At 71.9% G+C, this 23834-nt stretch carries 24 protein-coding genes and 1 pseudogene; 6 read left to right on the top strand and 19 right to left on the bottom strand.

Translation table 11 applies throughout. The features are described from left to right. Positions 1 to 292 precede the first annotated feature (292 nt). Together ACFY8U_RS11710 and ACFY8U_RS11705 are read right to left on the bottom strand one after the other, a co-directional pair. Positions 293 to 415, bottom strand: a pseudogene (locus tag ACFY8U_RS11710) (polysaccharide deacetylase family protein); the annotation flags it as partial. Further along, positions 412 to 1329 (bottom strand): polysaccharide deacetylase family protein, encoded by a 918-nt coding sequence (locus ACFY8U_RS11705; RefSeq protein ID WP_389568784.1) that lies wholly within the window; start codon positions 1327 to 1329, stop codon positions 412 to 414. The pseudogene ACFY8U_RS11710 and the gene ACFY8U_RS11705, both read right to left, overlap by 4 nt. Before the next feature lie 109 nt (positions 1330 to 1438). Between ACFY8U_RS11705 and ACFY8U_RS11700 the strand changes: the two genes are divergently transcribed. After that, entirely contained in the window at positions 1439 to 2617 is a 1179-nt protein-coding gene (locus ACFY8U_RS11700) for an SAM-dependent methyltransferase (RefSeq protein WP_389569706.1), read from the top strand. A gap of 20 nt (positions 2618 to 2637) precedes the next feature. On the opposite strand, the gene ACFY8U_RS11695 is transcribed toward ACFY8U_RS11700, so the two are convergent. The 8 genes from ACFY8U_RS11695 to tsaB all read right to left on the bottom strand — a co-directional run bounded on the left by ACFY8U_RS11695 (position 2638) and on the right by tsaB (position 8553). Continuing rightward, positions 2638 to 3255, bottom strand: a complete 618-nt coding sequence (locus ACFY8U_RS11695; protein ID WP_389568781.1) for a hypothetical protein — start codon at positions 3253 to 3255, stop codon at positions 2638 to 2640. 10 nt (positions 3256 to 3265) lie between these two features. Continuing rightward, complete coding sequence (locus tag ACFY8U_RS11690; RefSeq protein ID WP_389568778.1) at positions 3266 to 4639, bottom strand: RNA polymerase sigma factor; 1374 nt, start codon at positions 4637 to 4639, stop codon at positions 3266 to 3268. Positions 4640 to 4674: 35 nt separating this feature from the next. Continuing rightward, positions 4675 to 5031 (bottom strand): YciI family protein, encoded by a 357-nt coding sequence (locus ACFY8U_RS11685; protein WP_389568776.1) that lies wholly within the window; start codon positions 5029 to 5031, stop codon positions 4675 to 4677. Between the two features lie 97 nt (positions 5032 to 5128). Continuing rightward, the gene (locus ACFY8U_RS11680; RefSeq protein WP_389568773.1) at positions 5129 to 6004 is read right to left on the bottom strand and encodes a polysaccharide deacetylase family protein; all 876 of its coding nucleotides are present in this window, start codon (positions 6002 to 6004) and stop codon (positions 5129 to 5131) included. Between the two features lie 36 nt (positions 6005 to 6040). Further along, positions 6041 to 6295: a hypothetical protein gene (locus ACFY8U_RS11675; RefSeq protein ID WP_352188417.1), complete on the bottom strand. Its 255-nt coding sequence runs from the start codon at positions 6293 to 6295 to the stop codon at positions 6041 to 6043. Continuing rightward, positions 6292 to 7413 (bottom strand): tRNA (adenosine(37)-N6)-threonylcarbamoyltransferase complex transferase subunit TsaD, encoded by a 1122-nt coding sequence (gene tsaD / locus ACFY8U_RS11670; protein WP_389568770.1) that lies wholly within the window; start codon positions 7411 to 7413, stop codon positions 6292 to 6294. Before tsaD ends, ACFY8U_RS11675 begins: the two co-directional genes overlap by 4 nt. Then, entirely contained in the window at positions 7403 to 7870 is a 468-nt protein-coding gene (gene rimI / locus ACFY8U_RS11665; protein ID WP_361597269.1) for a ribosomal protein S18-alanine N-acetyltransferase, read from the bottom strand. Before rimI ends, tsaD begins: the two co-directional genes overlap by 11 nt. 29 nt (positions 7871 to 7899) lie before the next feature. Next, entirely contained in the window at positions 7900 to 8553 is a 654-nt protein-coding gene (gene tsaB / locus ACFY8U_RS11660) for a tRNA (adenosine(37)-N6)-threonylcarbamoyltransferase complex dimerization subunit type 1 TsaB (protein ID WP_389568767.1), read from the bottom strand. Positions 8554 to 8687: 134 nt separating this feature from the next. Here tsaB and ACFY8U_RS11655 point away from each other — a divergent pair, with 134 nt between their 5' ends. Then, positions 8688 to 9248, top strand: a complete 561-nt coding sequence (locus ACFY8U_RS11655; RefSeq protein WP_389568764.1) for a hypothetical protein — start codon at positions 8688 to 8690, stop codon at positions 9246 to 9248. A 253-nt stretch (positions 9249 to 9501) separates the two neighbouring features. Here the strand turns inward: ACFY8U_RS11655 and ACFY8U_RS11650 are convergent, their stop codons facing one another. From ACFY8U_RS11650 to ACFY8U_RS11610, 9 genes are all read right to left on the bottom strand, one after another. Beyond that, positions 9502 to 9669, bottom strand: a complete 168-nt coding sequence (locus ACFY8U_RS11650; protein WP_361442523.1) for a hypothetical protein — start codon at positions 9667 to 9669, stop codon at positions 9502 to 9504. A gap of 110 nt (positions 9670 to 9779) precedes the next feature. Then, positions 9780 to 10271, bottom strand: a complete 492-nt coding sequence (tsaE, locus tag ACFY8U_RS11645) for a tRNA (adenosine(37)-N6)-threonylcarbamoyltransferase complex ATPase subunit type 1 TsaE (protein WP_389568760.1) — start codon at positions 10269 to 10271, stop codon at positions 9780 to 9782. 10 nt (positions 10272 to 10281) lie between these two features. Beyond that, the gene (locus tag ACFY8U_RS11640; protein WP_389568758.1) at positions 10282 to 11454 is read right to left on the bottom strand and encodes an alpha/beta fold hydrolase; all 1173 of its coding nucleotides are present in this window, start codon (positions 11452 to 11454) and stop codon (positions 10282 to 10284) included. Positions 11455 to 11491: 37 nt separating this feature from the next. After that, positions 11492 to 12640: an alanine racemase gene (gene alr, locus ACFY8U_RS11635; RefSeq protein WP_389568755.1), complete on the bottom strand. Its 1149-nt coding sequence runs from the start codon at positions 12638 to 12640 to the stop codon at positions 11492 to 11494. A gap of 361 nt (positions 12641 to 13001) precedes the next feature. Continuing rightward, the gene (locus ACFY8U_RS11630; RefSeq protein ID WP_361761289.1) at positions 13002 to 14429 is read right to left on the bottom strand and encodes an NAD(P)H-hydrate dehydratase; all 1428 of its coding nucleotides are present in this window, start codon (positions 14427 to 14429) and stop codon (positions 13002 to 13004) included. 344 nt (positions 14430 to 14773) lie between these two features. Further along, positions 14774 to 15142 carry a holo-ACP synthase gene (locus ACFY8U_RS11625; RefSeq protein ID WP_361442509.1) on the bottom strand — a complete coding sequence of 123 codons (369 nt, stop codon included), beginning with the start codon at positions 15140 to 15142 and terminating at the stop codon, positions 14774 to 14776. A gap of 4 nt (positions 15143 to 15146) precedes the next feature. Continuing rightward, on the bottom strand, positions 15147 to 16994 hold the full coding sequence (gene glmS / locus ACFY8U_RS11620) for a glutamine--fructose-6-phosphate transaminase (isomerizing) (RefSeq protein WP_389568751.1): 1848 nt from the start codon (positions 16992 to 16994) through the stop codon (positions 15147 to 15149). 39 nt (positions 16995 to 17033) lie between these two features. Continuing rightward, positions 17034 to 17753 (bottom strand): hypothetical protein, encoded by a 720-nt coding sequence (locus ACFY8U_RS11615; protein WP_389568748.1) that lies wholly within the window; start codon positions 17751 to 17753, stop codon positions 17034 to 17036. A gap of 106 nt (positions 17754 to 17859) precedes the next feature. Beyond that, positions 17860 to 18621, bottom strand: coding sequence for a hypothetical protein (locus ACFY8U_RS11610; protein ID WP_389568746.1), 762 nt, complete (start codon positions 18619 to 18621; stop codon positions 17860 to 17862). 688 nt (positions 18622 to 19309) lie between these two features. Here ACFY8U_RS11610 and ACFY8U_RS11605 point away from each other — a divergent pair. The 4 genes from ACFY8U_RS11605 to ACFY8U_RS11590 all read left to right on the top strand — a co-directional run bounded on the left by ACFY8U_RS11605 (position 19310) and on the right by ACFY8U_RS11590 (position 23826). Continuing rightward, positions 19310 to 21295: a polymorphic toxin-type HINT domain-containing protein gene (locus tag ACFY8U_RS11605; RefSeq protein ID WP_389568743.1), complete on the top strand. Its 1986-nt coding sequence runs from the start codon at positions 19310 to 19312 to the stop codon at positions 21293 to 21295. Then, a complete protein-coding gene (locus tag ACFY8U_RS11600; RefSeq protein WP_389568740.1) occupies positions 21289 to 21747 on the top strand; it encodes an SUKH-3 domain-containing protein in 459 nt (152 codons plus the stop codon). The genes ACFY8U_RS11605 and ACFY8U_RS11600 overlap by 7 nt, the downstream gene beginning before the upstream one ends. Before the next feature lie 142 nt (positions 21748 to 21889). Next, positions 21890 to 22864: a type I pantothenate kinase gene (coaA, locus tag ACFY8U_RS11595; RefSeq protein ID WP_389568737.1), complete on the top strand. Its 975-nt coding sequence runs from the start codon at positions 21890 to 21892 to the stop codon at positions 22862 to 22864. A gap of 2 nt (positions 22865 to 22866) precedes the next feature. Next, positions 22867 to 23826, top strand: coding sequence for a DUF389 domain-containing protein (locus ACFY8U_RS11590; protein ID WP_389568735.1), 960 nt, complete (start codon positions 22867 to 22869; stop codon positions 23824 to 23826). Positions 23827 to 23834: the final 8 nt, after the last annotated feature.

Here is a 23834-nt window from a genome sequence, read left to right as displayed (position 1 = left end):
GCTGTGTTGGCACTCTCCAGTGGGGAGTGCCAGAGCCGAGACTATGACTGCGGTTAGCACTCGGTCAAGCGGAGTGCCAATACAGTGCGCGTGGCGATTCGGTCTCGGTACCGGCAACGGCGCGACGGAGCCGATGGTTCCGCACAAAGGTGCGGTTATGGCGGCATCGAGGCCCTCAGGGCCCTGGCCCCCCTCAGCCGGTGAGCCGGCCCCCGTCGTCGAGCCCGGCCAGCGTGTGGAAGACGCGGACCGCCGTCTGCGAGAGCGTCCCGTCCCCCGCCCCCACCTCCCCCACCCGCACGGCCGCCTTGCGGCCCAGGCGCTCGATCGGGTCCACGGACGAGGCGCACCCCGTCACCCCCAGGAGCGCGCCGGCCAGCACGAGGGCGGCCACCGGCCGGCGCGCGCGCCTCACACGTAGTCCTCGAGCTTCGCGACCGCGTACCCCTTGGCCGTGATCGTCTTCATCACCCGGCGGATCATGTCGGGCATCGAGCCCTTCCAGTCCGCCTTGCCCCGGAAGTGCGTGAGCACGATGTCACCGGGGTGCAGGTCCCGGTCCCACTCGCGCCACTCCATCCGGTCCGGGAACGCCTCCGAGGCCCAGAGCGGGACCGCCTTCACCCCGCACGTCTGCGCCGCGCGCAGCGTGTCCTCGTTGTAGTTGCCGTAGGGCGGGCGGAAGAGCGGCGGCCGTGTGCCGAACTGCTTCTCGATGACGTCCTGCATCCCGCAGATCTCCCGCTTCTGCGCCTTGTACGAAAGCCCGGGCAGATAGCGGTGGTTGAGGGTGTGGTTGTGCAGCGCGACACCGGAGTCCCGCATCTTCCTGAAGTACCCGTAGTCGTCCTTGACGACGTAGTCGCTGAGGAAGGCGCTGTAAGGGATCTGCAGCTCGCTCATCATCCGCAGCAGCTCGGGATCCTTCTCCGCGCCGTCGTCGATCGTCAGGAAGACGACCTTCTGCTTGGTCGGCACGGTGGTGAAGACCGGCGGCAAACCCTCGCCGTCGGTCTCGAAGCCCTTGCGCGTGGTGATCTTCGGCTTCACCGCGGGCGGCGCCGGGGCCTCCAGGGGCGGCCGTTCGAGGCCCCACTTCTTGGCTGCGAGCACCCTGGCGGCGCGCCGCTCGCGGACCTTCTCGACGTACGAGTCGAGTGCCGCGGCCGCACCCTCGGGCTGCTGCTGACCGGCGGCGGGGCGCGGGGGCGCCTTGCGTCCGCTGTCGGAGCTCTCGCCCGCGGGGCCCGCGCAGGCCGATCCGAGCGCGGCGACGACCAGCGCCGCACCCACCGACCGGCGAAGACGCAGGGATCGCTTTGCTCGCATCTGTTCTTTTTGTCTTACTAGCTGCATGGCGCCGCATCCTGTCAGCGCCGAGACCGCCAGGGCCGCCGACACCGCCGCCCGGCGCCCACCATCCCCCGGCTGGCCCACAATGGGACGGGTGACCGACCTCGCCGCCTTCACCGCACTGCTCTCCCCCGAGGGCCAGACGCTGCTCTCCGCCCTGCGCGACTACGACCCCGCCCAGGAACTGGCCGTCGCCTCCCGGCTGCGCCGCGAGCACCCCGCCGAGCTGGTCTCGGCCGCGCTGGGTCAGGCCCGGCTCCGTCAGCGCGCGGTGGCGAAGTTCGGCGCCGAGGACGCGTACCGGATGTACTTCACGCCCCACGGCGTCGAGCAGTCCACGCGGGCGACCGTCGGGGCGTACCGCGCGAAGCGGCTCCACGGGCTCGGGGTGCGCGGCGTGGCCGATCTGTGCGGCGGGATCGGCGGGGACGCCCTCGCGTTCGCCCGGGCCGGGATCGCGGTCCTGGCCGTGGACCGCGACCCGCTGACGGCCGAGGTCGCCCGCGCCAACGCAGCCGCGCTCGGTCTCGCCGACCTGATCGAGGTGCGGTGCGCGGACGTGACCGAGATCGACACGAGCCCGTACGACGCCGTCTTCGTGGACCCCGCACGGCGCGGCGGAAGGGGCCGGATCTTCGACCCCGAGGCGTACTCACCGCCCCTCTCCTGGGCGGTCGAGGCCGCCCGTACGGCCCCGCACGCCGCGCTGAAGATCGCGCCCGGCATCCCGCACGAGGCGGTGCCGGAGGAGGCCGAGGCCGAGTGGATCTCTGACGGCGGGGACGTGAAGGAGGCCGTCCTGTGGTTCGGCACCTCCCCCGGCACCCGCCGCGCCACCCTCCTGCCCTCCGGCGCGAGCCTGACCGGCCGCGGCCTGCCCGATCCGGCGGTCCGCCCGGTCGGCCGCTACCTCTACGAGCCGGACGGCGCGGTCATCCGCGCGCATCTGGTCGCCGAGGTGGCCGAGGAGCTGGACGGGGGGCTGATCGACGAGACGATCGCGTACGTCACCGCCGACGCCCTCACCCCCACCCCGTACGCCACGGCGTACGAGATCACCGACGAACTGCCCTTCAACCTCAAGAAGTTGAAGGCGCTGCTGCGCGAGCGGGAGGTCGGCACGCTCACGGTGAAGAAGCGCGGCTCGGCGGTCGAACCCGAGGAGATCCGCCGCCGCGTCAAGCCGAAGGGCCCCAACGCCGCCACGGTCGTCCTGACCCGGGTCGCGGGAGCCCCGACGATGCTGATCGGCCACCCAGCGTAAGCCTGAGGCCACGCCCAGGGCTAGGCCACCAGCCGTACCGCCAGCCGGTAGTGGTCGATCGCCTTCGTCGCGCCGATCAGGCCGTTGATCCACAGGCCGAGCGCCGCCCCCATGAGGTAGGTCACCGTCCCGTATCCGCCGCGCCCCGGGCCGACCGCCTCCGCGGGCGCGGCCAGGGAGAGCCAGAGGCCGACGGCGCACATCGCGAGCGAGACCAGCATCCAGACCACGCTCAGCACGGGCTCGCGCAGCCGCGCGTCGGCCGCGCGGTCGCCGTCGAGGGCGGCCCACAGGACCAGCCGCTCCCGCGCCTGGCGGTCCCGGCGGACGCCCCGGGCGAGGAAGAAGACGGCGGGGACCACGGCAGGAAGCCCCAAGGCCACGAAGAAGCAGGCGAACAGGGCCGAGAACGGGTCGCTGGACTGGTCCAGCATGATGAACCCGGTGCCGCAGATCCCCCAGCCGAGCTGAAGGGTGGCCGCCCACGCCAGGAAGACCGCCAGCCGCGCTCCGCCCAGCAGAAGGCGGTTGAGCTCGGCCATCGCCCGCGCCCGGTCGGCCAGTCGGGCCTCACGATCGGGCCAGCTCCGTATCTCGGCGGGCGGCGGAGGCGGAGGCAGGGGTGCGCGTGAGGACATGCCGCCGACCCTACCGAGCCTCCGACGCGCCCCGCCCGTCCGCCCGTTCGACCCGATCCGCCGGCCTCTCCGGATCCGCCTGTTCGACCCGATCCGCCGACCTCTTCGCATCCGCCCGTGCGACCCGATCCGCCGGACCCTGCGGCTCCGCCCGTTCCGCCCGCTCCCGCAGCAGCTCCCGCTCCCGTTCGTTTCGGGTCAGCGAGGCCGCCCGCTCGAACTCCGCACGCGCTTCCTCCGGCCGCCCCAGCCGCTCCAGCAGATCCCCGCGGACGCTCGGCAGCAAGTGGTACCCCACCAAGGCGCGTTCCTCCGCCAGCGCGTCGACGAGGGCGAGGCCGGCCTCCGGGCCCTCGGCCATCGAAACGGCGACCGCGCGGTTCAACTCGACCACCGGCGAGGGAGCGACGGCCGTGAGCCGCTCGTACAGCGCGGCGATCGTCCGCCAGTCCGTCTCCTCGTACGCCGGCGCCTTCGCGTGGCAGGCGGCGATCGCGGCCTGGAGGGCGTACGGACCGTACGTACCGCCCTCGCCCGCCCGCCCGAGCGCCTCGAAGCCGCGCAGGATCAGCCGCCGGTCCCAGCGGCTCCGGTTCTGGTCGGCGAGGAGGACCGGCCGTCCGTCCGGCCCGGTCCTGGCCGCGGTCCGTGATGCCTGGATCTCCAACAGGGCTGCCAGGCCATGGACTTCGCCCTCCTTCGGCATCAGCCCCGCGAGGACCCTGGCCAGCCGCAGCGCGTCCTCGCAGAGCGCCGGCCGCAGCAGGTCGTCGCCGGCGGTCGCCGCGTAACCCTCGTTGAAGATGAGGTAGATGACGTCCAGGACGGAGCCGAGCCGGGCCGCCCGCTCCTCCCCGTACGGCACCTCGAACTCCACGCCCGCCGTCGCCAGCGTCCGTTTCGCCCGCACGATCCGCTGCGCGACCGTCGCCTCCGGTACGAGGAAGGCACGGGCGATCTCGTCCGTGCGCAGTCCGCCGACCAGCCGCAGGGTCAGCGCGGTCCGCGCCTCGGCGGAGAGCACCGGGTGGCAGGCGGTGAAGATCAGCCGCAGCAGGTCGTCGTCGATGTCGCCGGGCCCGGACGGCTCGGGGTCGTACGACTCCTCGGTCAGCTCCCGCCCGACCTCGGCCAGCTTGCGCGCGTACGTCTCCCGGCGGCGTACGAGATCGACGGCGCGGTTCTTGGCGGCGGCCGTCAGCCACGCCGCCGGCCGCTCGGGGACGCCCGTCCGCGGCCACTGCTCCAGGGCGGCGACCAGCGCGTCCTGGGCGATCTCCTCGGCGATGCCGACGTCGCGCACGATCCGCGCCACGGCGGCGATGATCCGCGGCGACTCCATCCGGAAGACCGTCTCGACGGCGGCGGGGGCGGGTGCGGTCATGGGTCCACCATGACAGCACCCGCCCCGGTGGTCGCCTACATCTCCTCGATCTCGCGGACCTCGCAGGTCACCTTCCACTGCGGCGGGTGAATCTCCAGGAACCGCCTGGACCACTCGATGGCCTCGGCCTTGTCCCGGCACTGGCTGATCGAGTAGCCGCCGACGACCTCCTTGGTCTCGGTGAACGGGCCGTCGGTCGTGCCGATCTTCCCGTTCTCCCAGATGACGCGGGTGGCCTCGGAGGTCGGCTTGAGCCCGGCCGTCTCCAGCATCACGCCCGCCTTCGTGATCTCCTCGAACAGCGCGGACATGCGCTCGTCGAAGCCGGGGTCGGCGTCCTCCATCTGGAACGCGCCCTCTTCGATACGGATCATGGTCAGATAGCGGGGCATGGTCTGTCTCCTTGCGTGGCGGGCGGGGCCGTTCCCCGCCTTCCACTCATACGTCGAACGGGCCGGGCCCGCATCGACACCGGGAGCCGGAAACTTTCTAGACGTAATCCTCCAGGCGGGCCACCGTGAAGCCCTGCTCCTGGATGTGGCGGAGCATGTTGGCCGTCATCCGGGTCATCGTCGTGCCCTTGAGCTCGGCCGGACCGCGGAAGTGGGCCAGGATGATGTCGCCCGGGTGGAGCTTCCTGTCCGCGCGCTGGTACTGCATGTTCTTGATCTGCATGGACTCGCGCCACAGCACGATCGCGTCCACGCCGCACTCCCCCGCCGCCGCGCGGGTGTCCTCGTTCCAGTTGCCGAACGGCGGGCGGAAGAGCCGCGGCTTCGTGCCGTACTCCTTCTCCAGCTTCGTCTGCTGGCCGCATATCTCCCGGCTCTGGGCGGCCCGGCCGAGGGTGCGCAGGTTCGGATGGGTGAGGGTGTGGTTGGCGAAGCCGTTGCCGAGGGCGCCCAGCCGGGCGAAGTACGAGTAGTCGGTGCGTATCGCGGAGTCGGTGAGGAACATCGTCACCGGGACCTTGAGCTCCTCCATCATCGTCACGAACTCCGGGTCCTTCTCGGCCCCGTCGTCGATCGTGATGAAGACGATCCTGTCCTTCGTCGGTATCTCGCTGATGACGGGGACGGGACCGCCCGCCCGCCGCTGCACCGGCTTGACCTTCGGCGGCGCGGGCGGGGCGGCGAAGGGCTTCAGACCCCACTTCCGGTACGCGGCCGAGGCCTCGGCGGCCCGGTCGGGAGCCTTGGCCCCGCCCTCGGCGGGCCCCTTGTCCCCGGCGGAGGCCGTCGCCGGCGCGGACGGTCTCGCGGCGGAGGGCTCCGCCCCCGCCGAGCCGCCGCAGCCCGACACGAGCAGCGCGGCGGCGGTCAGCGCCGCCCAGGTCACGATCTTCTTGTCCACGCCGTGAGTCACGCCGTGGATGATGTCGAAACCGTGCGGGAGGTTGCCTCAGTCCACGGACTCGAAGCGCCAGCGGTGCACCGGCCGGGTGATCAGATCGGCCGCCGGCTCCGGCAGCTCGGGCAGCTCGGCGTCCGGCGCCGGGGCGTCCCACCAGGTCAGCACGAGCACACGGTCCTGCGGGGCCCGGAAGGTCTCGCGCCGGAGCGGCTCGTACGGAAGCTCCCGCGACCGCGCCCATTCCAGGAGTTCGGCGCCCCGGCCCTGGACCGCCCGGGCCTCCCACATGAGCGTGAGGATCACGAGTAGAGGTTCTCCTTGCTGATCTCGTGCACATGGTCGTGGTCGTGGGTGTGACCGTGACCGTGGCCGTCGGCGCCCGGCACGTGCGGGTCCGTCACCGGGAGCGACGAGTCCGCCGACAGCTCCAGGTCTGAGGACGGCCGGTTCCTGGCGACCATCTCCGCGCCCAGGGCGGCCACCATCGCGCCGTTGTCCGTGCACAGCCCGGGCCGCGGCACCCGCAGCCGGACCCCGGCCCGCTCGCACCGCTCCTGGGCCAGCGCCCGCAGCCGCGAGTTGGCCGCGACTCCGCCGCCGATCATCAGGTGGTCGACACCCTCGTCCTTGCAGGCGCGTACGGCCTTCCGGGTCAGCACGTCGACGACGGCCTCCTGGAAGGACGCCGCCACGTCCCGTACCGGCACCTCCTCGCCGGCGGCCCGCTTGGCCTCGATCCAGCGGGCCACGGCGGTCTTGAGACCGGAGAAGGAGAAGTCGTACGCGGGGTCCTTCGAGCCCGTCAGTCCGCGCGGGAACGCGATCGCGTTCGGGTCGCCCTCCCTCGCGAGCCGGTCGATGACCGGGCCGCCGGGGAAGCCGAGGTCGAGGACGCGCGCGATCTTGTCGAAGGCCTCACCCGCCGCGTCGTCGATGGTGGCACCCATCGGCCGGACGTCGGCGGTGATGTCGGGGGCGAGCAGCAGCGAGGAGTGCCCGCCGGAGACGAGAAGGGCCATCGTGGGCTCGGGCAGCGGGCCGTGCTCCAGCTGGTCGACACAGATGTGCGAGGCCAGGTGGTTCACGCCGTACAGCGGCTTGCCCAGCGCGTAGGCGTACGCCTTGGCCGCCGAGACGCCGACGAGCAGCGCTCCGGCGAGGCCGGGGCCCGCCGTCACGGCGATGCCGTCGAGGTCGCGGGCGGAGACCCCGGCGTCCTTCAGGGCGCGCTCGATGGTCGGGACCATCGCCTCCAGGTGCGCGCGGGAGGCGATCTCGGGCACGACGCCGCCGAAGCGGGCGTGGGTGTCGACGCTGGAGGCGATTGCGTCGGCGAGGAGCGTCGTGCCCCGGACGATGCCGACGCCGGTCTCGTCGCAGGAGGTCTCGATGCCGAGTACGAGGGGTTCGTCAGCAGCCATCAGAATCAGTCTCTGTTCCTTGAACGGTCAGTCGCATCACGAGCGCGTCGACATTGCCCGGCTGGTAGTAGCCGCGCCGGAAGCCGATGGGCTCGAAGCCGAAGCGCTCGTACAGCTTCTGGGCCCGGGTGTTGTCCACCCGCACCTCCAGCAGCACCTCTTCGCACTCGAAGGCGGTGGCGTGGTGGAGCAGATCGGTGAGCAGCCGGGCGCCGAGCCCGGTCCCCCACTGGTCGCGGGCGACGGCGATCGTCTGGACGTCGCCGAGGCCGCCGGCGGCGGCGAGCCCGGCATAGCCGACGATCTTCCCCTCGGCCTCCGCGACGAGGTAGCGGCGGGTCGCCCGCGGCCCGCGGGCGTGGGCCAGCTCGGACCAGAACATCCCCTCGGACCAGGCGTCCTCGGGAAACAGCTCGTGTTCGAGCACAAGCACCGGCTCTATGTCCCACCAGCGCATCTCGCGCAGCGTCGCGGACGTCACGGCGGTCACTTGGGCGTGACCACCTTGTAGTTCTTCGGCACCTGCGCGTCGGGGCGGCGCAGGTACAACGGCAGCGGGTCGAGGAAGTCGGCGCCCGCCGCGAGCCGCTCCGCCGCGAGCGCGGCCAGCGCGCCCGCCGACTGGTGCTCGGGGTCGCGGGCGTCCGGGAAGACCTCGGGGTAGAGGCGCGCGCCCGCACCGACGACCGGCAGCCCGGCGACCTGCTCGGCGATCTCGGCGGGCCGGTCGACGGCCGCGTCGGTGGCGCGCGTACGGGAGTTCTCGTACCGCGCCCAGTAGACCTCCTTGCGGCGCGCGTCCGTCGCGACGACGAACGGCTCCTCGATCCCCGAGGCGTACGCGAGCCCGTCCAGGGTGCACAGGCCGTGCACGGGCACGCCGAGGACGGAGGCGAAGGTCGAGGCGGTGACGAGACCGACGCGCAGTCCGGTGTACGGCCCCGGTCCGACGCCGACCACGAGACCGGTGACCGCGTCGAGCTTCAGCCCGGCCTCTTTCAGGACCCGGTCGACGGCGGGCAGCAGCAGCTCCCCGTGGCGGCGGGCGTCGACCTGCCGCGACTCGGCGACGACGGAGTCGCCGTCGTGGAGGGCGACGGTGACGGCGGGCGTGGCGGTATCCATGGCGAGCAAGAGCACGCAAACAGCCTACGGCTCCCGGGCGGTCCGCACGGCGCCCCGTCCCGGTCGCCCGCGGCTGCTACCGTCACGTCGAACAGGTATAGGGGTACCTCCCGGGCCGAAGGCGCCGGGGGCGGAAGGTGGGCAGCAGGGTGGCACGGAGCAGCTCGGGATTCGTGGCCGGGCTCACGGCGGCGGCGGTCGCCGCGGTCGCCTTCCTCGCCTACCAGGCGTCGGCGAACGCGCCGGCGGACGTCTCGGCCAAGCCGAGGACCACCGCGGCCCCTTCCTCCGCCGCGACCGGTGGCCCTGAGAAGCCCGTCAAGGACCCGCTCGCCGTGCCGGCGAACTCGGGGACCGGGACGCGCGTCGTGTACGCGCTGGCCGAGCGGCGGGTGTGGCTCGTGGACGCGAAGGGCCAGGCCACGCACACCTTCTCGGTCATGCCGAGCACGGTGCACCCGGCACCGGGGTCGTACAAGGTGACCTCGCGCTCGGGCGCGGTGACCGGCTCGGACGGCGTGAAGATCGAGCATGTGGTGCGGTTCGCGAGCGTGCAGGACGTGGCGGTCGGCTTCAGCGCGGCGGTCGACGGCTCGCTCCCGACGCCGGACCCGTCGCGGAAGACGGGCGGCATCCGGATGAAGCGCGCGGACGGCGCCGCGATGTGGACGTTCGCGTCGATCGGCGCGAAGGTCGTGGTCGTCGCGTAGCGACGCGACGCGACGGCAGGACGCCCGCGGGTTCGGCCCGCCGTGATCGGCCCGCCGTGGGCCGACGCGCACGCAGCGGCCTCCCCGGCAGGCGCAACGGCCTCCACACCGGCCTGTCCAGCAGACGGATCGGGCCGACACACGCGCGCGTCCGGCGCACTGTGCGTGCTTCCGCCGGGTCTTCGTGTGCGCCGTGCGCGCCCTACGCGCACGGCTCACGCCCCGGGCAACGCCACACCGTCACTCGTACGGGTTATGCCGCCTCGCGCTCGATGTCCCGCTCGACGTCGTCCGGTCGAACGGTCTCCGCGCGGTCCGACTCTCTCGGCGGTGTCGACACCACGTTCGCCGCGGCACAGGACGCCAGCAGCTCACTCATCGAGATCCGCGCTTCCGCGCGGTCGCGCTCTGGCGTCGCCATGCATGCCTCCCGTAGGTTAGGTACACCTAACCAGCTCGTGCATCCATGTCACCACGGCTCGTACGGTCGCCGCAACATCTTCCCGACACCTTGTCGGAACCTACGTACGTTCAGCTCAGCGCGAGGTCCTCGTCCGCCCACCGCGCGCCGATCCCGCGCAGCGCGACCGTGCGCCGGTCGTCGTCCGTGTCGCCCACCACGCGGTGGATCAGGATGTGCAGCCGGTCGTCCGTGAGGTCCTCGACCTTGCCGTCGCCCCACTCCACGACGACCACCGACTCGGGCAGCGAGACGTCCAGGTCGAGGTCCTCCATCTCGTCGAGCCCGCCGCCGAGGCGGTACGCGTCGACGTGGACCAGGGCCGGACCGCCGACCAGCGACGGATGGACGCGGGCGATGACGAAGGTCGGGGAGGTGACGGCGCCGCGCACGCCGAGGCCCTCGCCCAGGCCACGGGTCAGCGTCGTCTTTCCGGCGCCGAGCTCGCCGGTGAGCATCACGAGGTCGCCAGGGCGCAGCAGCTTCGCCAGACGACGGCCGATCTCCTGCATCTCCTCCGGGGAGTCGATGTCCAGGGTGGCAGCGGAGTGCGGTTCTTCCATACGGCCCAACCTAACTGCTGCCGGCGCCCGCCCTGGCCGCCGTCGCGGGGACCGCTCCGACCTTCGCCAGCAGGTCGGCGAGCCGGTCCGTCACCGCCTCGGGGTGCTCCAGCATCACCAGGTGCCCGGCGTCGGGCACGATGACCAGCTCCGCGCCCGGCAGCAGATCGGCGATCGCCTCGGTGTGCGAGCTGGGGGTGACCAGGTCACGGTCGCCGGCGAGCGCGAGCACGGGTACGTCGAGGAAGGCCGCGAGCGCCGCCGCCTTGTCGTGCTCGGCGAAGGCCGGATAGAACTCCGCCACCACGTCGATCGGGGTGGACTCGATCATCCGCTCGGCGAACCGGGCGACGGCCGGGTCCACGTCCCTGGACGAGAAGGAGTACTTCTTGATCAGTCCGGCGAACAGGTCAGCCGTGGCTCTGCGGCCCCGCTCGACGAGCTCGGCCTGCGCGCCGAGCGCCTTCAGAACGCCCGGAAGGACCCGCCGCACCACGTTGACCCCGGCCGTGGGCAGCCCGTAGTTGACCTCGCCCAGCTTCCCCGCCGACGTCCCGACGAAGGCGACGCCGACGACCCGCTCGCGGACGAGGTCCGGGTAGCGGTCGGCGAGGGCCATGATCGTCATGCCGCCCATCGAGTGCCCGACCAGGACCAGCGGCCCCTCGGGCGCGGCGGCGTCGATGACGGCCCTGAGGTCGCGGCCGAGCTGGTCGATGGAGACGGGCACGCCGTCGGGGCCGGACTGGGCGACGCCCCGGCCGGAGCGGCCGTGGCTGCGCTGGTCCCAGTAGACGGTACGGACGAGTCCGCGCAGGGCGTCCCGCTGGAAGTGCCAGGAGTCCTGGCCGAGGCAGTAGCCGTGGCTGAAGACCACGGTGACGGGCGCGGGGGCCTTGCGGCCGAAGAGCCTGCGGCGGCGGGGCGCCGGCGCGTCCGGGGCGACCGCGTCCGTCTCGTAGTACAGCTCGGTGCCGTCGTCGGCGGACGCCTTGCCGGGGGTGCCGCGCAGGGAGCCGTACGGCGCGGAGGTGTCGAGGGCGAGCCGTGCCTTCTGCCGCATGCCGCGCCCGACCGTGAGCCGCTCGACCGCGACGCCGGCCGCCGCGCCGGCGGCGAGGACGCCTATCGCGGCACCGGCGAGACCGGCACGCCGCCAGTTGTCGGTGCTGGACTCGCTCACTGCCGCTCCCTGTTCGGTAGGTGCCTTGCCTGTTCGCTCAGCCGTTCACATAGACGCGCGGGACGCGCGCGCCGATGCGGGTGACGATCTCGTACGCGATGGTGTCGGCGGCCTCGGCCCAGTCCTGGGCGGTCGGCTCGCCGCGGTCGCCGGGGCCGAAGAGCACGGCCTCGGTGCCGGGTTCGACGTCGTCCCCGTCGAGGTCCACGACGAACTGGTCCATGGCGACCCGCCCGGCGACCCGGCGCACCCGGTCGCCGACCAGGACGGGGCCGCGGCCGGAGGCGTGGCGCGGGATGCCGTCGGCGTACCCGACCGGCACGAGGCCGAGCCGGGTCTCGCCCTCGGTGACGTAGTGGTGTCCGTAGCTGACGCCGTGGCCGGCCGGGACCTGCTTCACCAGTGCGACGCTCGCCTTGAGCGTCATGACCGGCCGCAGGCCGAAGTCGGCGGGGGCGCCGAGCTCGGGGCTGGGCGAGACGCCGTACATGGCGATGCCGGGCCGGACCAGGTCGAAGTGGGTCTCGGGGAGGGTGAGCGTCGCCGGGGAGTTGGCGATGTGCCGGACCTCGGGCTGCACGCCGGCCTTCTCGGCGTAGTCGAGCATCGAGCGGAAGGTGTCGAGCTGGGAGGCGATCGAGGGGTGGCCCGGCTCGTCGGCGCACGCGAAGTGCGACCAGAGGCCGGTGACCGTGACCAGTCCGTCCTTCTCCGCCTTGAGGGCCTCGCCGACGAGCTCGGGCCAGTCGGCGGGCTGGCAGCCGTTACGGCCCAGGCCGGTGTCGGCCTTGAGCTGGACGCGGGCCCGCCGCCCGGTGTCCCGCGCCGCCTGGACGACCTCGCGCAGGGCCCACATCCCGCTGACGGTCATGTCGAGACCGGCCTCGATACCCTCGGCCCAGGGGTCGCCGGGGGTCCAGAGCCAGCAGAGGATCGGGGCGTCCGTGATCCCGGCGGCGCGCAGGGCGAGCGCCTCGTGCGGGGTGGCGGTGCCGAGCCAGTCGGCACCGGCGTCGAGCGCGGCGCGGGCGCAGCGGACGGCGCCGTGTCCGTACGCGTCCGCCTTGACCACGGCCATGAGCTGGACGTGGGGCGCGACACGGGCACGCAGCGTGCGAACGTTCGCACGCAGCGCACCGAGGTCGATCTCGGCGCGGGCTCGGCGGGGCGGCGGTGTCTCAGTCATCGCGCCCAGTCTCTCAGGTGTCGGCCCCCGCACCGCTTTCCCAGGCTGTAGCCCCGATCACCCTCACACGCGAAGCCCCGCCGCGGGGGCGGCCGGCACAGGCCCCAGCGGGGCCCGGGGCCCCGCCACCTGACCGCCGACCACGCGCGGCCTCGACGCCCGCCCGGGCGCGGTCGGCGGCGCACTCGGCCCGAGGCCGGACGCGTAACGGGCCCCAGGGCCCCACCGCGCCAGACCCCAACGGCCCGCCACCCCTACCTGACCGCCGACGGCCTCGGCGTCCGCCCGGGCGCGGCCTGCCGCCCACTCGGCCCCGGGCCGGATGTCGTAGCGCCCACGTGGGCCCCGGGGCCCTACCGTCCTACGCCACCACGTCCCGCCACGCGTCCGGCAGAGCCGTGGCCACGTCGCTCGCCGCGATCGGGGCTCCGTTCGAGGCGCGGCGGGCCGCCAAGCCGTGGAGGTACGCGGCCGCCGAGGCCGCGTCCCGTGCCCGCAGGCCCGCCGCGAGCAGGGACCCCGCGAGGCCGGACAGCACGTCCCCGCTGCCCGCAGTCGCCAACCACGACGTGCCGGTCGGGTTCACCCGTACCGGACCGGAACCCTCCGCCACCAGCGTCGTCGAGCCCTTCAGCAGCACCGTCGCCCCGAAGCGCGCCGCCAACTCCCGTACGGCCGAAAGCCGTTCCGCCTCCACAGACTCCCGCGACGCGCCGAGCAGCGCCGCCGCCTCCCCGGCGTGCGGGGTGAGCAGGGTCGGCGCCCTGCGCGCCCGTACCGCCTCCGCGTCGAGCTCGCGCAGCCCGTCCGCGTCCACGAGGACCGGTACGTCCGAGGCGAGGACGTCCGCGACCCCCGGCCCGTCGCCGAGGCCCGGTCCGACCACCCACGCCTGCACCCGCCCCGCCTTCCCCGGCGGCCCCACGTGCACCAGCGTCTCCGGGTGGCTCGCGATCACCGCGTCCCCGGCCGGCCCCACGTACCGCACCGCGCCCGCACCGCCCCGCAGCGCGCCCGTGACGGCGAGCACCGCCGCGCCCGGATAGCGCGCGGAGCCGGCGACGACGCCCACCACACCCCGCCGGTACTTGTCGCTCTCCGCGCCCGGCACCGGCAACAGCCCGGCCACGTCCTCGTGTTGCAGCGCCTCCACGTCCGGCACGGACGGCAGGTGGTCCGCGAGACCGATGTCCACCAGCCGCAGCGCCCCCGCGTACTCGCGCGCCGGATCGATCAGCAGCCCCGGCTTGTACGCCCCGAACGTCACCGTCGCGTCCGCCCGCAGCGCCTCCCCCGCGACCTGCCCCGAGTCCGCGTCCACCCCGCTCGGCAGGTCGACGGCGACCACGGCCGCGTCCGATCCGCGCGCCGCCCGCGCGACCGGGACCGCGTCCGGCCGCAGGCCGCCCTGCCCGCCGATCCCGGTGATGCCGTCGAGGACGAGGTCGGCCACGGCGAGCGCCTCGAACGGGTCCTCCGCCACCCGCCCCCCGGCCGCGAGCAGCGCGGCGAGGCCGGCCTCGTGGGCCCGCGAGCCGAGCAGCACGGCCGTCACCCCCGCCCCGCGCCGGGCGAGCCGCACCCCCGCGTAGAGGGCGTCGCCCCCGTTGTCCCCGCTGCCGACGAGCAGCACGACCCTCGCCCCGTACACATGGCCGCGGCCGAGCAGCGAGAAGCACGCGGCGGCGAGCCCCGCCGCCGCCCGTTGCATGAGCGTGCCCTCGGGCAGCATCGCCATCAGCTCGGCCTCGGCGGCCCGTACGGTCTCCACGCGGTAAGCGATACGCATGCCCCGCAGTCTGCCGCACCCTCCAAGCCCCCGCCCGGAAGCGTGGGTTGACGCGGACGGCCGAGCCGGCCTCAACGCCGCCCGTGCCGCCGCCCGTCGGCGTGGCGGGCGGCGCGGTGGGCGGCCGTGAGCCGGCAGGAGCAGCCCCGTACCGGTGACTCAGGCCTCCCGCGGCTTGGCCGGCCTGGTGGTGCGGACCAGGCGGAGCAGGATTACTCCCCCGAGCAGGGCGAGGACGGCGGCCGCGCGGAGCACCCACTCGATCGCCGGGCCGTCGGAGGCTGGCGCGCGAGGCCGAACCGCTGAGGGCCTCAAGGACGCTCGACGCCAGCTCGTACGACTGCCTACCCCTCCGCGATCACCACCGCCGAGGCCACGCCCGCGTCGTGGCTCAGTGAGACGTGCCAGTGGCGGACGCCCAGTTCCGCCGCCCGGGCCGCCACCGTGCCGCGTACGCGCAGCCGGGGCTGGCCGCTGGCCTCCAGGTAGACCTCCGCGTCCGTCCAGTGCAGGCCCGCGGGCGCGCCCAGGGCCTTGGCCACCGCCTCCTTGGCGGCGAAGCGGACGGCCAGGGAGGCCGGGCCCCGGCGCTCGCCGCTCGGGAGCAGCAGCTCGCCCTCGACGAAGAGCCGCTGGAGCAGTCCGGGAGTCCGCTCCACGGAGGCCGCGAAGCGGTCCACCTCGGCCACGTCGATCCCCACCCCGATGATCATTCACTCACTCCACGGTCACAGATTTCGCCAGGTTCCGCGGCTGGTCGACCTCGTTGCCCCGTGCCGTCGCGAGTTCGCAGGCGAAGACCTGGAGGGGCACGGTGGAGACCAGCGGCTGAAGCAGCGTAGGCGTTGCCGGGATGCGGATCAGATGGTCGGCGTACGGGACGACGGTCTCGTCGCCCTCCTCCGCGATCACGATCGTCCGCGCCCCGCGCGCCCGGATCTCCTGGATGTTGGAGACGATCTTGTCGTGCAGGACGGACCGCCCGCGCGGCGACGGCACGACCACGACCACCGGAAGGTCCTCCTCGATGAGCGCGATCGGACCGTGCTTCAGCTCGCCGGCCGCGAAGCCCTCGGCGTGCATGTACGCCAGTTCCTTCAGCTTCAGCGCGCCCTCCAGGGCGACCGGGTAGCCGACGTGCCGGCCGAGGAAGAGGACGGTGTCCTTGTCGGCGAGGGAGCGGGCCAGGGCGCGCACCGGCTCCATCGTCTCCAGGACGCGCTCGACCTCGTCGGCGATCCGGGAGAGCTCGCGTACGACGGCGTGGATCTCGTCGCCCCACTTGGTCCCGCGCACCTGTCCCAGGTACAGCGCGAGCAGATAGCAGGCCACCAGCTGCGTCAGAAAGGCCTTGGTGGACGCGACGGCGACTTCGGGCCCGGCGTGCGTGTAGAGAACGGCGTCGGACTCGCGCGGAATGGTCGAACCGTTCGTGTTGCACACGGCCAGCACCTTGGCGCCCTGCTCGCGCGCGTGGCGCAGCGCCATGAGGGTGTCCATCGTCTCGCCGGACTGCGAGATCGCGATGACGAGCGTCCGCTGGCCGAGGATCGGATCGCGGTAGCGGAACTCGCTGGCGAGCTCCACCTCGCAGGGGATCCGGGTCCAGTGCTCGATGGCGTACTTCGCGATCATGCCGGCGTGGAAGGCGGTGCCGCACGCGATGATCACGACCTTGTCGGCCTCGCGCAGGACGGCGTCGGGGATACGCACCTCGTCGAGCCTGAGCCGGCCGTCGCCGTCGATCCGGCCGAGGAGGGTGTCGGCCACGGCCTTCGGCTGCTCGGCGATCTCCTTGAGCATGAAGTAGTCGTAGCCGCCCTTCTCGGCGGCCGAGGCGTCCCAGTCCACGTGGTACGCCCGGACGTCGGCGGGGGTGCCGGCGAAGTCGGTGACCTCGACGCCCTCGCGGGACAGCTTCACGACCTGGTCCTGGCCGAGCTCGATCGCGGCGCGGGTGTGCGCGATGAAGGCGGCGACGTCGGAGGCGAGGAAGTACTCGCCCTCGCCGACGCCCACCACCAGGGGCGAGTTGCGGCGCGCTCCGACGACGACGTCGGGCTCGTCGGCGTGCACGGCGACGAGGGTGAACGCCCCGTCGAGCCGCCGGCACACGAGCCGCATCGCCTCTGCCAGGTCGCCGCAGGAGGAGAACTCCTCGGCGAGGAGGTGGGCCACGACCTCGGTGTCCGTCTCGGACGCCAGGTCGTGCCCGCGCTCCTCCAGCTCCGCGCGCAGGGCGGCGAAGTTCTCGATGATCCCGTTGTGGACGACGGCCACGCGCCCCGCGTTGTCCAGATGCGGGTGCGCGTTGGCATCGGTCGGCCCGCCGTGGGTGGCCCAGCGGGTGTGTCCGATCCCGGTGGAGCCGCTCGGCAGCGGCCGGTCCACCAGCTCCTTGTCCAGGTTGACGAGCTTGCCCGCCTTCTTCGCCGCGGCCAGTCCCCCGTCGGAGAGCACCGCGACGCCGGCTGAGTCGTAGCCCCGGTACTCGAGCCGCTTGAGGCCCGCGATCACCACATCAAGCGCCGACTGCCCGCCGACGTAACCCACGATTCCGCACATGTCGGCAGCCTACGACCGAACCCGCCCGGAGGCCCGGAGTCAGCCGAGCTTGGCCGCCTGCGCGTCGATGAGGGGCTTCGGCTGCTTCTTGACATCCCCGACGAGGCCGACGGTGGGGAAGACCGCCATGACGTTGTCCTTGCGGACCACCGCGAGCCGAGTGACCACCGGCGCTCCCTTCACGTCCGCGGTGATGCTCCACGCGAGCGCCTCGTCGCCGGCGGCCAGGCTCTCCGGTACGACCTTCGAAACCCTCGTCTTCTCGGTCGCCTCGGTCGCCGTGAACCCGTTCCCGCACGCGGCCCCGGCCGCCTTGAGCGAGCCGAACCACTCCTGCGCTCCGCGACCGTCGTACGACCCGAGCGCGACCGCCGTGGCAGTCCCGCCCTTCGCCTCGGTCACCACCATCCGCCGCCAGGTGACCGTCGCACCGCTCGGGGCGGCGGACATCGCATCGGCGATCGGCTTGCACGCGGGGTTGTCGGTGCTGATGGCGGTCGCCGTCAGCAAATCCAGGTCCACGTCCCCCTGGGTCCGGTACCCCGTGCCCTTGAGGTCGCCCTCTTCCACGAGCAGATGGCTGAGCTCTTCGGCGCTCAGCGCCTTGGCCTCAGGCAGAGCCGAGGCGGTCGCAGGGGCCTTGGCCTTGCCTTCCGTACCGCCCTTCTCCTCCTCGGCGCCCCCGCAGGCGGTGACGAGTGCCGCCAGGGTGAGGGTGGTGGCGGCGAGGGCGGTGCGGCGAACGGCGGTGGCTCTCATGTTCAACTCTCTGCTGACTGCACACGAATTCGCCGCACCTTACGCACACGATCACTGCACCGATCAGGCCCTTTGCCGATCGGTACGTGATCGCAACTCACCCCGCTCAGCCGAGCTTGGCCGCCTGCGCGTCGATGACGGGCTGCGGGAGCTCCTTGACCGTGCCCCCGAGGCTGATGACGGAGAACGACGCCAGCGTGTTGCCCTTCCGGAAGGCCACCAGCTTGCTGACCCACGCCTCCCCCTCCACGTCGGTGGTGACGGTGAAGGCGAGCGACTCCTCACCTGCGGTCACGGTCTCCGGGGCGACCTTGGTGATCTTCGTCTTCTCGCCGCCGCCGATGAGCGTGAAGCCGCCCGCGCACTCCGTGCCCGCCGTCTTCAGCGAGGCCAGCGCCTCCTGGGCGCCGCCGCCGTCGTACGAGCCGAGCGTCACGGACGTCACCGGCGCGCTGAGCATGCCCAGGGCCTCCTCGGGCGAGGCGGTCGCCCCCTCCGGCTTCGGCATCTCGATGGCCTTGCGGTGCACGCTGGCGCCCGGGGCGCCGGTCGCGATGAAGGACATGGCCTCGGCGAGCGGCTTGCAGGCGGGCTTGTCCGTGCTGATGTCACCGGGCTTCGCGGCGTCCGCGGCCTCGCCCTTCTGCACCTGGTAGCCCTTGAGGTCGGCCTGCTCGACGATCAGCTTCTCCAGCTCGGCGGCGGACAGCGCCTTCGCGTCGGGGGCGGCGGAAGCGGATGCGGACCCCTTGGGCGCGTCCTTCCCCTTGTCCTCGCCCTCCCCACCCCCGCCACAGGCGGCGACGCCGAAGACGAGCGAAACGGCGGAGACGGCGACGGCGGTACGGCGAAGGGCGGTGGTTCTCATGTCCAACTCTCTGCTGAAGAACGGCGATTCCGTGCGCACCCTATGCGAGCCCGACCCAGCGCCGACACCGGATTACCAGCCGGTACGCGATCGCGCAGCACCCCCGCCCGCGAGCACCGCATCGAACGCCGACTGACAGTCGGCTGCAGCGGCTGACGCCGGATCAAACGGAACACATGCGAAGGGCCGCACCCCTCAAAGGGATGCGGCCCTCGTTCTCAGGTCAACGCGTCAATGCGTCACTCACGCACGTCACCAGGTTCCCGCCCGGGCGTACCACGTGGGTGCCGGCTTGTCGACGGTCCCGCTCTCATTGCCGTACAAGCTGAAGACACGCGTGGTGCCTACCGCGTAGTTGTAGAAGCCCGGCGCCACCGGGCCCGGATCGGCCCCGAAGGTCGGCGGTCCGGACGCGTACTGGCATTCGTACACCTTCGATGCGGCCGGCAACCGTCTCAGCGAGACGAAGCACGATCCGCTCGGCGACACGGCGAAGGACGTCAAGCGCACGTACGCCTACGCGACCGGCCTTCCGACGAAGAGCAGGCTCACCGAGGTCACCACGAAGGGTCCGCAGGGCGAGCGCCACGAGCTCTTCGGCTACGACGAGGTCGGCAACACCACCTCGCGGACCGTCCAGGGCAACACCCAGTCCCTCTCATGGGACCTGGAGGGCCACCTGGAGAAGGTGACGGCGGGGACGCAGGAGACCTCCTTCGTCTACGACGCGGGCGGCAACCGCCTCATCAAGCGGGATCCGACGGGCACGACCCTGTACCTGCCCGGCACCGAGCTCCAGCTCGATGCCAACGGCAACGTCGCCAAGACGACCCGGTACTACGCCCACCCGGCCGGACCGGTGATGGTCAAGGTCGCGGTGCCCGGTGTCGCGATCAAGAAGTCGTACCTGCTCGCCGACCGCAACGGCACCGCGACGACCTCGGTCGACACGGCGACGAAGGCGGTGACGCGCCGCAAGTTCACGCCGTTCGGCGAGGAGCGCGGCACGGCCCCGTCGATGTGGCCCGACGACAAGGGCTACCTGGGCGGCACGAAGGACGTGTCCACGGGCCTCACCCACCTGGGCGCCCGCGAGTACGACCCGACGCTGGGCCGCTTCATCTCGGTCGACCCGAAGATGGACGTCGCCGAGTCGCAGACGATGAACCCGTACGCGTACGGGAACAACAGCCCGATCACGTTCTCGGACCCGTCGGGCGAGGCGTTCTGCATCGACGAGGGGTGCACGAAGACATACACGCCCAAGCCCAGCACGACGCCGACCACCGGCGGCGGCGACGCCAGTGATGGCAGTCCCGCTCCCACCACGGTTCCCCCACCGCCGACGAAGCCGACGACGACCCTCAGCGAGGACGACGTCAAGAAGGCTACGAACATCAAGCAGAAGTCCAAGGCGGACGTGGTCCTCGAAATCGCTGTGGAGGTCGCCAAGGGCATCATCGGCGTCGACGACATCCAGGCCTGCATCGGCGGCGACGGCTGGGCCTGTGCGTCGCTGGCCTTCGACGCGGCGATGCCGTTCGCCGGACGCGCCAAGCGGGTTCTCAAGGCGCTCGAAACCGCCTGGACCATGTACAACCGCTGGGAGGACGAGGTCCGCTGGGCCACGAACATGCTCAGGCGGGCGGACGACGAAGCCGCGGCCCTGGCGAAGTACACCGAGGACTACGCAGGCTGGAAGAAGCAGGCGGACGCTGCGAAGGCGGCGGCGAAGAAGGCCGACGAGGCGGCCGCGGACGCCGCGAAGAAGGCCGACGGAGACGGCGGCAGCCCGGGCGGTTCCTGCCCCATCAGGAACAGCTTCACCCCCGACACGAAGGTCCTCCTCGCCGACGGCTCCGCCAAGGCGATCAAGGACCTGAAGCCGGGCGACAAGGTCCTCGCGACGGACGAGAAGACCGGTGAGACGGCCGGCAAGGACGTTGCCGCGACGATCGTCGGCGAGGGCGAGAAGCACCTGGTCCGCGTCACGATCGACACGGACGGCGCCAAGGGCACCGAGACGGCCCCGATCACGGCCACGGACGGCCACCCCTTCTGGGTCCTGTCCCTCCGCAAGTGGGTCGACGCGAAGGACCTGAAGCCGGGCCAGTGGCTCCGCACGAGCGCGGGCACCCACGTCCAGGTCTCGGCGGTCCAGGCCTGGACCCAGACGGCGAGCGTCCGCAACCTGACGGTCGCCGACTTCCACACGTACTACGTGCTGGCGGGGACCACGTCGGTCCTGGTTCACAACACCGATTGTGGTCCTGCCACCGAAGCCGCGAGGGCGAAGGCCGTCGAGTACGGGGAAATGTCTGGAAGGCAGAGGCCGGGAGGCGCAGTCGAGGCCCTGGTGATCAAGGGACACAAGCCCATCGTGCGGACCAGTGACGGAGGGAAGGGCGGAAGCGGGCGTACGCTCCACGCGACAGTCCAGAATATTCTCGACTCGGTTCCCAGTGCCCAGCGATCCGATAATCATGGCGGGTGTGGTTTGCCCGTCTGCCTCACAGACGCTCTCAACCAAGGGCTGGATCCGACAGGGGCATCCGCCGCCTCGTTCATGATCAGATCACCCTCGAACAAGAACTACCTCCAAGAGATGGGGCCGTGCGACAGTTGCGCGTTTCTCGTCTCCCACTTCAAAATCAATTTCGAAACCAAATGGTGACAGAATCACGATTCTCAGATGAAACCCAGTCGGCGCTGCGGAGCGCCGGCTGGTTCCCTGGCCGCGAGGTCGACGTCACGTCCTGGCGGACTTCCCTCCAGGGGTTCCACATGCACGCCGCAGCCGAGCGATTCCTCCGGGAATTCGGAGGCCTGCACGTCCGGGTTTCCGGCCCTGGGGAGAATCACCGACGGACCCCGTTCGAGATCGACCCGGAGCTGGCAATCGGAGAGGAAGACAGATGGATGCACCTTTCAGAGATGTTCGGCCGGTCTTTCTTCCCGATCGGCGGTGAGGACTTCGGCGAGTTCCTCTTGGGGATCGACGAAAGAGGAGAGATCCACTTCCTCATGAACTGGGCAATTTCACTCGGCCGAGGCGACTACGCGCTGGAAAACCTCATCAGAGGACTGTCACGGGAACGCCTGACCGTCTCCGGTCAGGAGGACTGACACTCTCCGCGCCGAGCAGAAGGCGGGGCCCCTGGCGGATCACACCGTCAGGGGCCCCTTCGGCATCAGCATTCAGCATGCCGGTCCGCCACGTGACCGAGCCCACGACCCACAACCGCCCCGCAGCCGAGACAATGGCCGTGTGATCACTTCGCCGCCACGAAGCCAGCGCCGGCCCGAGGCCACGCCCTACGTCGACCTCACCAGGGACGAGTGGAGCGCGCTGCGTGACAAGACGCCCCTGCCGCTCTCCGCCGAGGAGGTCGAGCGGCTGCGGGGGCTCGGCGATGTCATCGACCTCGACGAGGTCCGGGACGTCTATCTGCCGCTCTCCCGGCTGCTCAATCTGTACGTCCAGGCCACCAGCGGGCTGCGCGGCGCGCTCAACACGTTCCTCGGCGAGCGCGCCGAGCAGCGCGGCACCCCGTTCGTCATAGGGGTCGCCGGCTCCGTCGCCGTCGGCAAGTCCACCGTCGCCCGTCTCCTCCAGGCGCTCCTCGCCCGCTGGCCGGAGCACCCGCGCGTGGAGCTGGTCACCACCGACGGCTTCCTCTATCCGATGGAGGAGCTGAAGGAGCGCGGGCTGATGTCCCGCAAGGGTTTCCCCGAGTCGTACGACCGCCGCGCCCTGACCCGCTTCGTCGCCGACATCAAGGCAGGGAAGGAGGAGGTCACCGCCCCGGTCTACTCCCACCTCATCTACGACATCGTGCCGGGCGAGCGGCTCGTGGTCCGCCGCCCCGACATCCTGATCGTCGAGGGGCTCAACGTCCTCCAGCCGGCGCTGCCCGGCAAAGACGGCCGGACACGGGTCGGTCTCGCCGACTACTTCGACTTCTCGGTCTACGTGGACGCCCGGCCCGAGGACATCGAACGCTGGTACCTCAACCGCTTCCGCCGGCTCCGGGAGACCGCGTTCCAGAACCCCTTCTCGTACTTCCAGAAGTACACCCAGGTCTCCGAGGACGAGGCCATGGAGTACGCCCGCACGATGTGGCGGACCATCAACAAGGTGAACCTGCTGGAGAACGTGGCTCCGACGCGCGGCCGCGCGACTCTCGTCGTGCGCAAGGGTCCGGATCACAAGGTGCAGAGGCTGAGTCTCCGTAAGCTCTGAGGATGCTGCATCTGCGCATCATCACTCCGCCCGCCCGCACGGACGCCGTCCTCGACCTGATCGGGACGACCGTGGGCACCACGCATGTCGCTGTGCTCAAGGGTGTCGCCCGCGAACCCGAGGGTGATGTCGTGATGTGCGACGTCGCGCGCGAGGCGGGGGACGAACTCCTGCACGGGCTGCGCGAGTTGGGCATCCACAAGGTCGGTTCGGTCGCCGTCGAGAACATCGACCTCTCGCTCTCCGACCGCGCCGAGAAGGCGGAGGAGGAGGCGCCCGGCGAGGCCGCGGACGCGGTCATCTGGGAGCAGCTCACGGGCACCGCCCAGGAGGAGTCCACGCTCACGATCACCTACGCCGCCCTGATGATCGTGGCGACGATGATCGCGGCCTGCGGTGTGGTCCTGGACAACGCGATCCTGATCGTGGGGGCCATGGCGGTCGGCCCGGAGTTCGGCCCGCTCGCCGGGATCAGTACGGGGCTGGTGCGGCGCGCGCCGAAGGCCGTCTGGCGCTCCACGGTCGCCCTGGTCGTCGGCTTCGCCTCGGCGATCATCGCGACGACCTTGTTCAGCCTGGTGATGGACGCCCTCGGCCAGTTCGAGGAGGGCATGCTCGACGCGCCGCGCCCGAACACGGGCTTCATCTTCCAGCCCGACCCGTTCTCGTTCGTCGTGGCGCTGCTGGCGGGCGTGGCCGGTGTGGTCTCGCTGACCTCGTCGAAGGCGGGCGTCCTTGTCGGCGTGGCGATCTCGGTGACGACCGTCCCGGCGGCCGCGAACGCCGCCGTGGCCCTCAGCTACGGCGATCTGCCCCAGATGTGGGGCTCCGCCGAGCAGTTGCTGCTGAACCTGACCGGCATCATCGTCGCCGGGGTGCTCACGCTCGTCGGCTGGAAACTGGTGTGGCGCACCCAGCGGGGTCGGATGACCCGACCGCCGGGTGCGCCACGAGGCAAGTAACGCGCAAG

The sequence above is a fragment of the Streptomyces sp. NPDC012508 genome, assembly GCF_042902595.1.
Lineage (GTDB): Bacteria > Actinomycetota > Actinomycetes > Streptomycetales > Streptomycetaceae > Streptomyces.
This window is presented reverse-complemented; position numbering and strand designations above follow the sequence as displayed.

Coding starts and splice junctions, on each gene's coding strand:
- glmS (WP_389568751.1), bottom strand. CDS start 16,994: ATGTGCGGAATCGTGGGTTACGTCGGCGGGCAGTCGGCGCTTGATGTG.
- ACFY8U_RS11610 (WP_389568746.1), bottom strand. CDS start 18,621: ATGAGAACCACCGCCCTTCGCCGTACCGCCGTCGCCGTCTCCGCCGTT.
- ACFY8U_RS11600 (WP_389568740.1), top strand. CDS start 21,289: ATGGTGACAGAATCACGATTCTCAGATGAAACCCAGTCGGCGCTGCGG.
- tsaE (WP_389568760.1), bottom strand. CDS start 10,271: ATGGAAGAACCGCACTCCGCTGCCACCCTGGACATCGACTCCCCGGAG.
- ACFY8U_RS11705 (WP_389568784.1), bottom strand. CDS start 1,329: ATGCGAGCAAAGCGATCCCTGCGTCTTCGCCGGTCGGTGGGTGCGGCG.
- ACFY8U_RS11625 (WP_361442509.1), bottom strand. CDS start 15,142: ATGATCATCGGGGTGGGGATCGACGTGGCCGAGGTGGACCGCTTCGCG.
- ACFY8U_RS11630 (WP_361761289.1), bottom strand. CDS start 14,429: ATGCGTATCGCTTACCGCGTGGAGACCGTACGGGCCGCCGAGGCCGAG.
- ACFY8U_RS11590 (WP_389568735.1), top strand. CDS start 22,867: ATGCTGCATCTGCGCATCATCACTCCGCCCGCCCGCACGGACGCCGTC.
- tsaD (WP_389568770.1), bottom strand. CDS start 7,413: ATGGCTGCTGACGAACCCCTCGTACTCGGCATCGAGACCTCCTGCGAC.
- ACFY8U_RS11650 (WP_361442523.1), bottom strand. CDS start 9,669: ATGGCGACGCCAGAGCGCGACCGCGCGGAAGCGCGGATCTCGATGAGT.
- ACFY8U_RS11700 (WP_389569706.1), top strand. CDS start 1,439: ATGGGACGGGTGACCGACCTCGCCGCCTTCACCGCACTGCTCTCCCCC.
- rimI (WP_361597269.1), bottom strand. CDS start 7,870: ATGCGCTGGTGGGACATAGAGCCGGTGCTTGTGCTCGAACACGAGCTG.
- ACFY8U_RS11685 (WP_389568776.1), bottom strand. CDS start 5,031: ATGCCCCGCTATCTGACCATGATCCGTATCGAAGAGGGCGCGTTCCAG.
- ACFY8U_RS11695 (WP_389568781.1), bottom strand. CDS start 3,255: ATGTCCTCACGCGCACCCCTGCCTCCGCCTCCGCCGCCCGCCGAGATA.
- alr (WP_389568755.1), bottom strand. CDS start 12,640: ATGACTGAGACACCGCCGCCCCGCCGAGCCCGCGCCGAGATCGACCTC.
- ACFY8U_RS11690 (WP_389568778.1), bottom strand. CDS start 4,639: ATGACCGCACCCGCCCCCGCCGCCGTCGAGACGGTCTTCCGGATGGAG.
- ACFY8U_RS11615 (WP_389568748.1), bottom strand. CDS start 17,753: ATGAGAGCCACCGCCGTTCGCCGCACCGCCCTCGCCGCCACCACCCTC.